The sequence below is a fragment of the Mycobacterium sp. shizuoka-1 genome (genome assembly GCF_002723835.1).
Classification (GTDB): Bacteria; Actinomycetota; Actinomycetes; order Mycobacteriales; family Mycobacteriaceae; genus Mycobacterium.
The window spans coordinates 15,901-28,927 of the sequence record NZ_BEWG01000081.1 but is presented as its reverse complement, the minus strand read 5'-3'; the positions used below and the strand labels follow the sequence as shown (position 1 = coordinate 28,927).

General features: G+C 67.9%; 10 protein-coding genes. 3 read left to right on the top strand and 7 right to left on the bottom strand.

Annotation, left to right across the window (positions count from 1 at the left end; all coding sequences use genetic code 11):
* Positions 1–52 precede the first annotated feature (52 nt).
* Positions 53–1,207, top strand: a complete 1,155-nt coding sequence (locus MSZK_RS21975; RefSeq protein ID WP_099250707.1) for a thiolase family protein — start codon at positions 53–55, stop codon at positions 1,205–1,207.
* Positions 1,208–1,262: 55 nt separating this feature from the next.
* Here MSZK_RS21975 and MSZK_RS21970 read toward each other — a convergent pair whose 3' ends face one another.
* Genes MSZK_RS21970 through MSZK_RS21950 form a run of 5 tightly spaced genes read right to left on the bottom strand, consistent with a single transcriptional unit; the run spans position 1,263 to position 8,143 of the window.
* Positions 1,263–2,999: an acyclic terpene utilization AtuA family protein gene (locus MSZK_RS21970; RefSeq protein WP_095785381.1), complete on the bottom strand. Its 1,737-nt coding sequence runs from the start codon at positions 2,997–2,999 to the stop codon at positions 1,263–1,265.
* Positions 2,996–3,790 carry a TIGR03084 family metal-binding protein gene (locus MSZK_RS21965; protein ID WP_095785380.1) on the bottom strand — a complete coding sequence of 265 codons (795 nt, stop codon included), beginning with the start codon at positions 3,788–3,790 and terminating at the stop codon, positions 2,996–2,998. Before MSZK_RS21965 ends, MSZK_RS21970 begins: the two co-directional genes overlap by 4 nt.
* Positions 3,791–3,792: 2 nt before the next feature.
* A complete protein-coding gene (locus tag MSZK_RS21960; protein WP_095785379.1) occupies positions 3,793–4,557 on the bottom strand; it encodes an enoyl-CoA hydratase/isomerase family protein in 765 nt (254 codons plus the stop codon).
* Entirely contained in the window at positions 4,554–6,539 is a 1,986-nt protein-coding gene (locus MSZK_RS21955) for a biotin carboxylase N-terminal domain-containing protein (RefSeq protein ID WP_095785378.1), read from the bottom strand. Before MSZK_RS21955 ends, MSZK_RS21960 begins: the two co-directional genes overlap by 4 nt.
* 5 nt (positions 6,540–6,544) lie before the next feature.
* A complete protein-coding gene (locus MSZK_RS21950) occupies positions 6,545–8,143 on the bottom strand; it encodes an acyl-CoA carboxylase subunit beta (RefSeq protein ID WP_095785377.1) in 1,599 nt (532 codons plus the stop codon).
* 58 nt (positions 8,144–8,201) lie between these two features.
* Here MSZK_RS21950 and MSZK_RS21945 point away from each other — a divergent pair, with 58 nt between their 5' ends.
* Together MSZK_RS21945 and MSZK_RS21940 are read left to right on the top strand one after the other, a co-directional pair.
* Positions 8,202–8,837: a TetR/AcrR family transcriptional regulator gene (locus MSZK_RS21945; protein WP_233211444.1), complete on the top strand. Its 636-nt coding sequence runs from the start codon at positions 8,202–8,204 to the stop codon at positions 8,835–8,837.
* Positions 8,838–8,902: 65 nt separating this feature from the next.
* Complete coding sequence (locus MSZK_RS21940; protein WP_095785376.1) at positions 8,903–10,579, top strand: AMP-binding protein; 1,677 nt, start codon at positions 8,903–8,905, stop codon at positions 10,577–10,579.
* A gap of 293 nt (positions 10,580–10,872) precedes the next feature.
* On the opposite strand, the gene MSZK_RS21935 is transcribed toward MSZK_RS21940, so the two are convergent.
* Together MSZK_RS21935 and MSZK_RS21930 are read right to left on the bottom strand one after the other, a co-directional pair.
* Positions 10,873–11,637: an SDR family NAD(P)-dependent oxidoreductase gene (locus MSZK_RS21935; RefSeq protein WP_158230623.1), complete on the bottom strand. Its 765-nt coding sequence runs from the start codon at positions 11,635–11,637 to the stop codon at positions 10,873–10,875.
* Positions 11,638–11,731: 94 nt separating this feature from the next.
* The gene (locus tag MSZK_RS21930; RefSeq protein WP_171055141.1) at positions 11,732–12,904 is read right to left on the bottom strand and encodes an acyl-CoA dehydrogenase family protein; all 1,173 of its coding nucleotides are present in this window, start codon (positions 12,902–12,904) and stop codon (positions 11,732–11,734) included.
* Positions 12,905–13,027 lie beyond the last annotated feature (123 nt).

Genomic DNA, 13,027 nt, shown 5'->3' with positions numbered 1-13,027 from the left:
ATCATCACAATGCTTATTAGAGATTATTCGGTAATGGGTATGGGAGGTTGGCATGCCTGAGGCGGTGATCGTCGAAGCGATACGGACGCCCATCGGCAAGCGGGGCGGTGCGCTGGCAGATGTGCACCCAGTAGATCTGTCCGCACGGGTGCTGGAGGCGCTGGTCGAGCGCACCGGGGTGGACCCTGCCCTGATCGACGACGTCATCTGGGGTTGCGTGAACCAGGTCGGTGACCAGTCGGCGAACGTGGGCCGTTCCGCGGCGCTGGCCGCCGGCTGGCCCGACACCGTGCCCGGCACCACCGTCAACCGGGCCTGCGGCTCCAGCCAGCAGGCGCTGGATTTCGCGGCCGCCATGGTGATGTCGGGCCAGTACGATCTCGTCGTCGCCGGCGGCGTGGAGTGCATGAGCAGGGTTCCGTTAGGCGCCGGTCGCGACGTCGGGCTGCCCTACGGGCCACGGCTGCTACGCCGCTACGAGACGGCCCTCGAGGGAGGGACCTTCCATCAGGGCCGTGGAGCCGAGATGATCGCGGCGAAATGGGGCTTTTCTCGGCGCACACTCGACGAATTTGCCTGCGCGAGCCACGCCAAGACCGCGGCGGCTATCGACGCCGGCGCCTTCGACGGCCAGCTCGTCGCGGTCCCGGAAGCCCCCGGCCTGGCGGCCGACGAAGGGGTGCGCCGCGGCAGCACCGTCGAGAAGCTGGCGAAACTGACACCGTCCTTCCTCGAAAACGGGGTCATCCATGCCGGTAACGCCTCCCAGATCTCGGACGGGGCCGCCGCCGTGCTGGTCAGCTCGCCGGAGCGGGCCAAAGAACTCGGCCTGTCCCCCGTCGTCCGCTACCATGCCGGCGCGGTGGCGGGAAATGATCCGGTCGTGATGCTGACGGGACCGATCCCGGCGACGGCGAAGGTGCTCCGCCGTGGCGGGTTGTCCATCGGTGATATCGGGGCGTTTGAGGTGAATGAGGCGTTCGCGGCGGTGCCGCTGGCCTGGCTGGCGGAGACGGGTGCCGATCCGGCGCGGGTGAATCCGCTGGGCGGCGCGATCGCGGTCGGGCATCCCCTGGGCGCGTCGGGGGCGATCCTGATGACCCGGCTCGTGCACCACCTGCGTGATCAGGGCATTCGTTTTGGGCTGCAAACCATGTGTGAAGGCGGCGGCATGGCCAACGCGACCATTGTCGAGCTCATCGACTGATCAACCGCGCGCGGATGGGGCGTCGGTCTCGGCCGGCGGGTGGTCTGTGGTCGGGTTAGCTGTCGAGCAGCGCCTCGGGGATGTCGACTATGCGGCTTCGTAGGTACTCCCCCAGCCCCTTGGCCTGCGGGTCGGGCCTGGTGCAGGAGGCCACCCCGTCGCCGAGCAGGCCGTGCACAACGATGTTGATCGCGCGCAGGTTGGGCAGGTCGAACCGGTCGATCTTCAGGTCGGCGACCTCGGGGCCGAGCAGCTCGCGTATCCGCTGCACGGTGAGGTACTCGCGCAGCCACGCGTACCCGTTGTCGTGGCGTGCCCAAAGCCCGATGTTGGCGTCGCCGCCCTTGTCACCCGAGCGGGCGCCGCAGACCCGGCCGAGCGGGGCGCGCCGGGTCGGCCCGGCCGGCTGGCACGCCGGCGGGGCAGCAACGGGGTCCACCACGAGCGCGGCGGCTGCGGGTGGATCGGGCACTACACGGCGCTCGCCGTCGGGCAGCACCACGACATGCTCGACCATCGCGCGGGGCACCGCCGCGGGCCGGTAGACCCCGTAGGCCGACTCCGAGGTGGGCGGGCTGGTGGTGTGGAAACCTGCGTAGCCGGCCAGCGCCAGTTCCATCACCGCGTTGGAGAAGCGGCGGCCCACCTTCGCGGGGTCGTGGTCTTTGACGGTGACCCGCAGGTGAGCGGTGGCCTGCTCATTGGTCGGCGCGTCGGCGGTGTCGAAGCGCAGCAGCCGCACGTCGACCTCGGCAAAGCGGTCGCGTCCACCCAGTACGTCGAACAGCATCGCTTCCGCGCGGGCGGCCTTGTCCTCGATGTCCAGCCCGGTGAGCACCATCGTCATGGTGTTGCGGAACCCGCCGGCGTCGTTGAGCGCAACTTTGAGGGTGGGCGGTGGGGGGCTGCCCCGGGTGCCGCGGATCGCGACCCGGTCCGGGCCGGCCTGGGTGAGGGTGATGGTGTCGAAGTGCGTGATGACGTCGGGCCCGAGGTAGGCGGGCGGGCCGATCTCGTAGAGCAGCTGCGCGGTGACCGTGCCGACCGACACGAGGCCGCCGGTACCCGGGTGTTTGGTGATCACCGACGACCCGTCCGCGGCGACCTCGGCGATTGGAAAACCCGGATAGCGTGAGTCGGGCAGGTCCTCGGCGAACGCGTAGTTGCCACCGGTCGCCTGCGGCCCGCACTCGATGACGTGCCCGGCGACGACCGCGCCGGCCAGCGCATCCCAGTCGTCGCTTCGCCAGCCATGCCACCACGCCGCCGGCCCGAGGACCAGCGACGCGTCGGTGACCCGGCCGGTCACCACCACATCGACACCCGCGTCGAGGGCGGCCGCGATACCCCACCCCCCGAGGTAGGCGTTGGCCGAGACGGGCTCCCCGCCCACCGGCGGGGTGATGGCCGTCAGTTTGCCGCGCAGGTCGTCACCTTGCACGTGGGCCACCCGCGCGTCGAGCCCGAGCTCAGCCGCCACGTCGCGGACAGCGCCGGCAAGGCCCGCCGGGTTCAGCCCGCCGGCATTGGCCACGATCCTGATGCCGCGATCCAGGCAGGTGCCGAGCACCTGCTCGATCTGGGTGAGAAACGTCTTCGCGTACCCGGCGCCCGGATCCTTCCGCTGCGCCTTGGCGAGAATGAGCATGGTCAGCTCGGCCAGATAGTCCCCGGTCAGCACGTCGATGGGGCCGCCCTCGACCATGTCGCGCGCGGCAGCGATGCGGTCGCCGTAGAACCCGGAACAGTTGGCGATCCGCACCACCGAGGCACGATCGGTTGTCGCCGTCATCGGAACTGTCCCCTCTTCCGGCCCGCTCCCGCGGGTCCGGCGAACGCCTGGGCGATGGCCATCCACTCCCCCGCCGCACACCCGCTGATCACCAACGCGGTGTCGTCGCGGTGCCGCCGCTGGGTCACCACCAGACAGAAGTCCAGCGCAGGCCCGCTCACCCGATCCACGGCGTCCTGGGGGCCCCAACTCCACATCGCGCCACTTGGTGCGGTGAGCTCGACCCGCACCGGCAAATCCGGCGCCTGACGCCCGTTGGCCGTATAGCTGAACGCCCGCGCGCGCACGCCCAGGTGGGCGACGTGGCGCAGCCGGTGGGTGGGTTCGCGGCCGATGCCGAGCGCATCGGCGATGTCCTGGCCGTGCGCCCAGGTCTCCATCAGCCGAGCGGTCAGAGACGACGCGGCGCTCATCGGTGGGCCGAACCACGGCACTCGTGTGGACGGGTCGAGCGAGCTGTACACGGCCAGCAGGCGGCTTCGCGCCTGGTCCAGCCAGGCCAGCAGCTCCTCGCCGGACATCTCGTGATAGCGCGTGGCGATCGAATCCGGGTTGACCCCGCCGTCGGCGTTCAGCCGGGCCAACTCGGCGAGGAAGCCGTCTGCGTCGGTCGCCGCTTGCACGGCGACGTCATCGAAGTAGGCCAGGTGCGATACCTGGTCGCCGATACACCACCCTTCCGCTGGCGTAGACCGGCGCCAATCGGCGTCGCTCAGCGGCAGTAGCAGGTCGCGCAGGTCGGCGGTCTCGGCGGCCAGGTCATCGGCCAGCGCATTCATCGATACCGCCACGCTCAGCGTCCCTTCCACACCGGTGCCCGCTTCTCCCGAAACGCCCGCGGCCCCTCCTGCGCGTCTTCGGAGTGATACACCGGCGCCCAGATCTGCTCGGCGCGCGCGTAGGCCTCATCGAGCCGGTGGTGCGCCGACAAATAGGCCGTGCGCTTTGCGGCCAGCACCGACAGCGGCGCGTTGGCGGCGATCCGCTCCGCGAGCTCCTGGGCGCGCTCGCGCAGCCGGGCTGCCGGCACCACCTCGTTGACCAGCCCCACCTCGTGTGCCCGGTGCGCGCTGAGCGAATCCCCGGTGAGCAGGACCTGCAGGGCGATCCTCGGCGGCACCAACCATGACAGCGGGGCGGCCCAGGGCGCTCCCCTGCCGACCTTGACCTCGGTGATCGCGAACGTCGCGTGCTCGGCGGCCAGCACCAGGTCGCACTGCTGGGCGAGCAGGAACCCACCGGCGAACGCGACCCCGTTGACAGCGGCGATGGTCGGCTTGGCGACATCGATGTTGCGGCCGAACTGCGGGGCGAAATCCGGCGGCGGCACGGTCAGGCCGCCCTGGGCCATCTCCTTGAGGTCCCCGCCCGCGCAGAACGCCTTGTCCCCCGCCCCGGTCAGGACCAGAACCTGGGCGTTCGCGTCGTCGTTGAACCGACGGATCCCATCCCACAGGCCCTCGCGCACGGCGGCGTTGAGCGCGTTGCGCGCCTCGGGCCGGTTGATGGTCAACCAGGCCACGCCGTCGACGACCTGGTAGGTCACCGGATCGCTCACTGCTGCCCTCCGTCACTGGCCGCGCTGCTGTCCTCGACAATGGCGAGTGTCTGGCCGGCGTCGACCTGATCACCGGCCGCCACACAGACGTCGACGACGGTCCCGTCGGCGGGCGCGGTGACGGTGTGCTCCATCTTCATCGCCTCCAACACGATCAACCCCTGCCCGGTGGCGACATCCGCGCCGGGGGTAGCCAGTACCCGCACAACCGTTCCCGGCATCGGGGCCACCAGCGAGCCGGCGTGCCGCGCCGACGACGGATCGGGGAACCGCGGCACCTCGACCAGAACCGTCGAACCCAAAGCGCTATCCACATACGACACACCGCAAGCGCGATGCACACTGATCGAGCGACGCACGCCATCGATCTCCAGGACGACCCGCTGCGGCGCCGCCGCCTGCACCCGTACCCCAGACAGCGGCTCACCGTCCACCTCGATCAGCACCCGATCACCGACTTGGCGGTGGGCGACCCCGATAGCACGCTCACCGCAACGGTAGCTGGCGCGTTGGGACGTCCTCACAATGTTGCGCCACGCCGCAGGAAGGGTCCGCAACACCGGGCTCGACAACCTGTCTAGCACCTGGGCGGCCAGCGCCGCCGCGGCCGCATGCACGGCCAGCGCGCCAGGCACGCGCGCCGCCAGCACCGACGGGTCATGGCGAGTGAGATAGCCCGTGTCGGTGCTGCCAGCCAGGAACTCCTCCTCGCGCAGGATCCCGACGAGCAGGTCGCGGTTGGTGGTCACGCCGTGCAGCTGAGCGCGCGCCAGCGTCCGCGCCAGCCTTCGTGCGGCGTCGGCCCGGGTGGGTCCGTGCGCGATCACCTTGGCCAGCATCGGGTCGTAATGCGGGCTGACCACCGAGCCGTCGGCCACGCCTGTGTCCACCCGCACGCCCGGGTCATCCGGTACGGCGAAGCGGTGCAGCACGCCGGTGGCGGGCAGGAAGCCGGCGCAGACGTCCTCGGCATACAGCCGCGCCTCGATCGCATGCCCGCGAATGCGGGCATCGAACGCCTCCGGTGGCAGCGGCTCGCCGTCGGCGATCCGCAGCTGCAATTCCACCAGGTCCAGGCCGGTGATCAGCTCGGTGACCGGATGTTCCACCTGCAGCCGGGTATTGACCTCCAGGAAGGCGAACCCGCCCGCCCACAACACGAACTCGACGGTGCCCGCGCCGACATAACCGATTGCCTTGGCCGCGGCCACCGCGGCCGCACCGAGTTCGGCGCGCAGTGTGTCGTCGACGGCCGGCGACGGGGACTCCTCGACGATCTTCTGGTGGCGGCGCTGAATCGAGCAGTCGCGCTCGAACAGATGCACCACCGCCCCGTGTGTGTCGGCAAGGATCTGCACTTCCACGTGCCGCGGATTCACGACGTAGCGCTCGAGGAACACCGTCGCATCGCCGAAGGCCGAGGCCGCTTCCCGGCGGGCAGCCGCCACCGCGTCGGCCAGCGCGTCGGCGGATTCCACGATCCGCATGCCGCGCCCGCCACCGCCGAACGCCGCCTTCACCAGCAGCGGGTAGCCCACCCGCTGACCCTCGGCGGCCAGATCGGAGTCCTCGTCCAGGGTTGCGCCGGGCAGCACGGGCACGCCGGCCTTCTCCATGAGCGCTTTCGCCTCGACCTTTGAGCCCATCGCGGCGATGACCGCCGGCGGTGGCCCCACGAACGTCAGCCCGGCCTCGGCGCAGGCGGCCGCGAACCCGGCGTTCTCCGAGAGGAACCCATAGCCCGGATGCACCGCATCGGCCCCCGTCAACCGGGCCGCATCGATGATCGCCTCGGCGTTGAGGTAGGTATCCGACGGCGCGGCGCCCGCCAGCCGCACAGCCTCATCGGCCAGGCCGACAAACGGCGCGTCGGCGTCAGGGTCGGAATAGACCGCGACGGTCCCCAGACCCATGGCGTGCGCGGTGCGCATCACCCGGGCGGCGATCTCGCCGCGATTGGCCACCAACAGTTTCTGGATCATCTGCCTCACATCCGAAAGACGCCGAAGCCGCGGCGGCCGGCCACGGTGTTGGAGTGCACCGCCGACAGCGACATGCCCAGCACGGTGCGGGTGTCGCGCGGATCGATGATCCCGTCGTCATACAGCCGGGCGGTGACAAAGAAACTGTGCGACTCCGTGTCGATCTGGGCCTCGATCGCCGCTGTGCGCTCGCGGTTGGCCTCCTCGTCGAACGGCCGCCCCATCGACGCCGCCGACTCCCGCCCGACGATCGACATCACCCCGGCCAACTGCGCCGCGCCCATCACCGCCAGCTTCGCCCCGGGCCAGGCGAACAGCAGCCGCGGATCATACGCGCGCCCGGACATGCCGTAGTTGCCGGCACCGAACGAACTGGCCATGGTGATCGTCAGGTGCGGCACCGTGCTGTTGGTCACCGCGTTGATCATCTTGGCGCCGTCCTTGATGATGCCGCCCTGCTCGTAGCTCGCACCGACCATGTAGCCCGTGGTGTTCTGCAGAAACACCAACGGCGTATCGGTCTGGTTGGCCAGCAGGATGAACTCGCTGGCCTTCTTGGCCTCCTCGGAGAACAACACGCCTCGATGGTTGGCCAGGATCCCCACCGGATAGCCGTGCACCTGCGCCCACCCGGTGACCAGCGATGTCCCGTACAGCGGCTTGTACTCGTCGAACTCCGAGCCATCCACCACCCGCGCCAGCGCCTCACGCGGGTCGAACGGCACCTTCACATCGGCCGAGACGATCCCGAGAATCTCCTCCGGGTCATACAGCGGCGCCGCCGCGCACCCCACAGGAGCGGGGCCGAGTTTGCGCCAGTTGATCCGCGACATGATCTGGCGGCCAATCCGTATCGCATCGCGCTCGTCCGCGGCGAAATAGTCCGACAACCCCGACACCCGACTATGCATCTCGGCACCGCCCAGCGCCTCATCGTCGGCCACCTCACCTGTCGCCATTTTGACCAACGGCGGACCACCCAGAAAAACCTTGGCCTGCCGGTCCACCAGGACCGCGTAGTCACACATCCCCGGCACATACGCCCCGCCCGCCGTCGAATTCCCGAACACCAAGGCGACCGTGGGGATCGCCAGCGCCGACAACTCCGTAAGCTCGTGAAAGATACGGCCGGCCGGCACAAACAGGTCGGCCTGCTGGGGCAGGTCCGCCCCGCCGGACTCCACCAGGTTGATCACCGGCAGCCGGTTCACCCGCGCGATCTCCAGCGCGCGCAGCGTCTTTCGCAGCGAATACGGGTTCATCGCCCCACCCCGCACCGTCGGGTCGTGCGCAATCACCATGCACTCCACGCCCGACACCACCCCGATGCCCGTCACCACGCTGGCGCCGACGGTGAACCCGGTCCCCCAGGCAGCCAACGTCGACAACTCCAAAAACGGGCTGGCCGGGTCCAGCAACAACTCGATACGCTCCCGGACCAGAAGCCGCCCCCGCTCACGATGCCGCCGCCGATACCGCTCACCACCCCCGGCGACCGCAAGTGCAACCTGCTCGTCGAGCTGTGCAAGCAGCGCCAACTGCGCCTCCCGGTTGGCCTGATAAGCCTCGCTCGACGTATCGAGCTGCGATGTCAGCACCGGCACAGTGTTCCCTCGAGAAGCACGGTATGTGATTCACTGTTCACGTAGGAGACTGTACGACATGCACGGCGAGGAGGGCCAGATGGGGGACGGTGCGACGCACGCACGGCAGCGCGACCCGCAACGAAAGGAGCGGATCCTGACCGCTTCGGCCGAACTGGTCGCCGAGCGCGGGTACCACGGCGTGGCCCTCGTCGACATCGGAGCCCGGGCGGGCATCGTGGGCTCGGGGATCTATCGCCACTTCCCCAGCAAGGACGCGATCCTGGTAGCACTTCTCGACAGGGTGATGCGACGGCTCAGTCACGGTGCCGGGGCGATCATTTCGACAGCGCCGAGCGATGCCGAAGCCCTGTCGGCGCTGGTCGACGACCATGTCCGGATAGCCGTCGAAGACCGCGCGGTGCTGGCCGTCTACCACCGCGAGGGGCACAACGTTGCGCCGGAACAGCAGCGAAGACTGCGCCGAGACCAACGACACTACGTGGAGGAGTGGGTCCACGTGCTCGGCCACCTGCGTCCCGACCTGGCCGACGCCGAGTTGCGGGTCGCGGTGCATGCCGCCATCGGCGCCATCCAGTCGACCCTGTTCTTCCGCAGCGGACTACCGCCAGTTCGGCTCGCCGAGCTGCTCAGGACGGCCGCGCACGGCTGTCTCGGGGTGGCGCCAGCACCAGACATTGTGAACCAGGAGTAACTAGAGCATTGATCGCGCGGCATCGGCGTGACATTCTGAACGTGACTCGCGCACAAGGAGCTGCAATGGACCCGGATGTGACCACCCTGCGAGGCAGGCGAGCAACGCGCCGCTGGGAACGGACATCGGTAGGTGATGTGCTCGAACGGCTCACCTGGAGCTATCCCGACCAGATCGCGATCGCCGGATGGCCCGGTGCCTATGGGGACCGGCGGTTTGCCCGGCTGACCTATCGTGAGGCAGACCAAACCGCAAACCAATTCGCGCACGCGCTCGCCAGCGCGGGGCTCCAACCTGGCGCGCGGGTGCTGCTGTTCTGCGAGAACTCCGTCGAAGCCTGTCTCGCCAAGATCGGCATCGCGAAGGCGGGAATGGTGGCCGTCCCCCTCAACCCCAACCTGGCTCCCGATGTGGTTGAACACCTCATCGGACAAACCGAACCGGCCTTCGCGGTGGTGGACGCCGAGCTATGGCCCCGCGCCGAACGCGGATTCAGCGCGGCCGGCCTGCGCCCAGGTGTGACGATCACCATCGGCGGCGCCCCTGTGGTTGGCTCGCCAAGTTTCGCCGAGCTGATCGACAGCAAACCCGACACCGAGCCCGACGTGGAGATCCACGGCGACGACATCTGGGAGCTGTTGTTCACCTCCGGCACCACATCGATGCCCAAAGGCGCAATGATGTCCCACCACTGCACCTACCTGGCGGCGATGAACTTCGCACTCTCGCTGACTCGCGGTCTCACCGTGGAATCCGACCTGCGCCTTGCCACGTTCCTGCCGGTCACCTATCACGTCGGCGACCAGATCTTCATGTTCTCGGCGTTTCTCAGCGGAGGCCGCCTGCTCATCGGCCGAAAGCCTGTACCCGAGGTGGTAGCCAAGGCTGTCGACGCCCGGCGGATCACGGCGCTGTGGGCCGGCTCACCGCAGTTCGTTGCGTCCCTAGCCGACGAGTTCGAGGCCCACCCGGAGTTCGACCCAACCAGCCTGCGCGTGCTGGTGTACGGGTGGGGAGCACTGGCCCCGGAGCTGCTCGACCGGCTGGTGCAGCGCTGCGGCCCAGAACTGGTGGCGATGGGCATCTTCGGTCAGACCGAGGCGATCGCATGTCACCGGTTCTGGCCCGCAAAATGGCCCGAGGCGCACCGCGCCACCGCGCCGCAGGCCAACTACGTCGGTGTGCCCAGCCCGCTGCTGGCCTCCGACGTCGTCGACGAATCTGGCCAACCTGTGCGCGGGCAGCCCGGTGAGGCGGTCTACCGATCGCCCATCATGACCGCCGGCTACTACCGCAACCCAGCCGCCACCCGCGAGGCATTCCGCGGCGGTTGGTTTCACTCCGGCGACAGCGCATCGATTGACCGCGACGGGCTGCGGATCATGGTCGATCGCTACAAAGACATCGTCAAGACCGGTGGAGAGAACGTCTCGAGCATGCGCGTAGAGGCTGTGCTGCACACCCACCCCGACGTAGCGCGTGCGGCGGTCATCGGACTGCCCCACCCCCACTGGGGTGAAGCCGTCACAGCAATCGTCACGTCCCACGCCGGGCGCGCGCCCACCGAGTCGGACATTGTCGCCTTCTGCCGCCAGCGGCTCGCCGGTTTCGAGACCCCTAAGCGCGTCGTGTTCGCCGAAAAGCTACCCGAGACCGTCGGCGGCAAAATACTCAAATACCAGCTCCGCGAGCAGTTCGCTGCGCTCTACCAAGCTACCAAGCCGGTTAGCGCCAGCCGCTGATTCTGCGGTCTACAACCGCTGCCAAGCGAGCAGTAGAAGTGCCGGCCCGACCGCCGACGGTCGCCGTCTGACCACGGCAGCGGGGTAGCATCCGCGACGGTCATGCTCGTATGCCTCGTTTATGTGTGCCTCGGTTCGCTGTAGGTCCGGCCAGGCGGACCACCGCGGTTCTGTTCCGCTGCTTCGCGCCCGGTGAAGTTACGGGACGGCATGCGGTGATTCCCCTACCTGACCACTTCGCTGACATGACAAAAAACGCAATCCTATACGCGGAGGGCTGTAGAGGGTGACGATCAGTCCACCATGCTGTAGCCACCGCTGACGCTGAGGATCTGACCGGTGATCCACGAGCTGAGATCCGAGCAGAAGAACAGGATCGCGTTGGCCTGGTCGATAGGTTCGCCGAGTCGGCCCAGCGGGTAGGCCTTGACCAAAGTCTCCTCACCACCCCACTTTTCGATCAGTGCGCTGGCGCCTGGGGTCTTCGTGGTGCCCGGCGACACCGCGTTGCATCGGATGCCGTAGCGGCCGGCTTCTTTGGCGAATGCCTTCGTAAAGCCGACGACCCCACCTTTAGCGGCGCTGTAGGAAACGAGGAATGGTTCGCCGATCCGGCCGGCGTCTGAGATCAGATTCACCACCGTTCCCGATTTCTGCTCACGCATGTGGTCGTAGGCCGCCTTGGTCATCACCATCGTGCCGATCAGGGTGACGCCGACGTCGAGTTGGTACTGCTCGTAGGTGAGGTTCTTGAAGAGATCCACACTCCAGGCCGCGGCGTTGTTGACGAGGATATCCAGACCACCGAACTGCTCTACCGTGGCGCTCACCGCATCGCGCGCGCGCTGGGGGTCGCGCACATCCACCGTGACGGCGATCGCAGTGCCGCCCGCCTGTTCGACGATCGCAGCCGTTTCCTTGGCGGCAGCCTCGTTGACATCCGCCGCCGCAACTTTCGCGCCGGCGCGCGCGAGAAGAGTTGCTACCTCGCGCCCGATTCCGCTGCCCGCGCCGGTGACGATCGCGGAGCGCCCGGTCAAGTCGATCTCGACTGCCATGATTGTTCCCTTCATCCCTGTTCGATGTGCCTCTTGATGTGACCATCCCGCGCCCGGAAAAGCGCGAACGTTGCTGTGCCGCAGTACTCTCGGATCAGTCGGCAAGTCCGAGTTGGGCGGCGATGATGTTCTTCTGAATCTGCGACGTGCCGCCGAAAATTGTCATGACCAGAGCGTCCCTGACATAGGACTGCATCTCGCTTTCCATGCTGTACCCCATACCGCCCATGAACTGCATACCTTGCAGTGCTACGTCCTTTGCGGTCTCCGTCGCCTGCAGCTTCGTGATGGAAGCCTCACCCGGCGCTGGGTCTCCGGCTGCGAGTAACGCGGCGGTGTGCTCCACCAGCAACCGGGTGGACAGCAACTTCGTCGCGCTCTCGGCAAGGCCGTGTTGGAGTGCTTGGAAGCGACCGATAGGTTGGCCGAACTGGCGCCGCTCCTTTACATAACGGAGCGTGTCGTCGAACGCGCGCTGCCCGATGCCGAGGGCCTCGGCCGCGATGATGAGCCGCTCGCTGTTGAGGCCGCGTACCAGCACCCGCCACCCTTGGTCGATTCCTCCGACGATCTCGTCATCGCCGGCATCGACATCCTCATAGCGAGTGATGTTGGTGTCGATATGGCCGAGCATGTCGAGCCGTTCGAAGCTGATGCCGTGCCGGTCCATCGGCAGCAGAAACAGGCTCAGCCCTTGATGCTTGGGCGCTTCGGTGTTGGTGCGGGTCACCACGAGTACCCAGCGGGCATGGTTGGCGTTGCTCGTGAAGGTCTTTTCACCGCTGAGCGTCCACCGCGAGCCCTCCTTGCGGGCACGCGTCTTGACCGCAGCTGCGTCAGAGCCGGTGTCGGGCTCGGTGATCGCGATGGACAGGATGTCGCCGGCAGCGACGCCGGGCAAGACGGCACGTTTCTGCTCTTCTGACCCGTACTTGATCAGCGCCTGCAGTGTGATCACCGTGGTCAGGTACCCGCCGACCGGGACGCGATGGTAGGCCAGGCGCTCGGTCAGCAGCGCGACCTCTGACAGTGTTCCCCCGACCCCGCCGTACTCCTCGGGGATCGTCAGTCCGAGCCAGCCGGTGCTGGCGAGCTTGCCGTACAGCTCGTCATTGTGGGCGACGGTCCCGCCCTTGGTCAGCTCGCGGAGCTTGTGCGGTGGGCATTCGCGCTGGCAGAAGCCATCGACGGCTTCGACAAATGCCGACTGCTCCGGTGTCGGCTTTCCGCGGAACGTGAGCATTCGGAACTCCCTTGTTTCGGTCATGACGACCACCCGGCGACTACACGCCCCCTGGTGTGGTGCAGCTGGCATGCGTGCAGTCCTGCGCCTCCCGGTTCAGTAGGCGGCGCGGATAGCCACATTGCCTTATAATCAGTACTACGATAA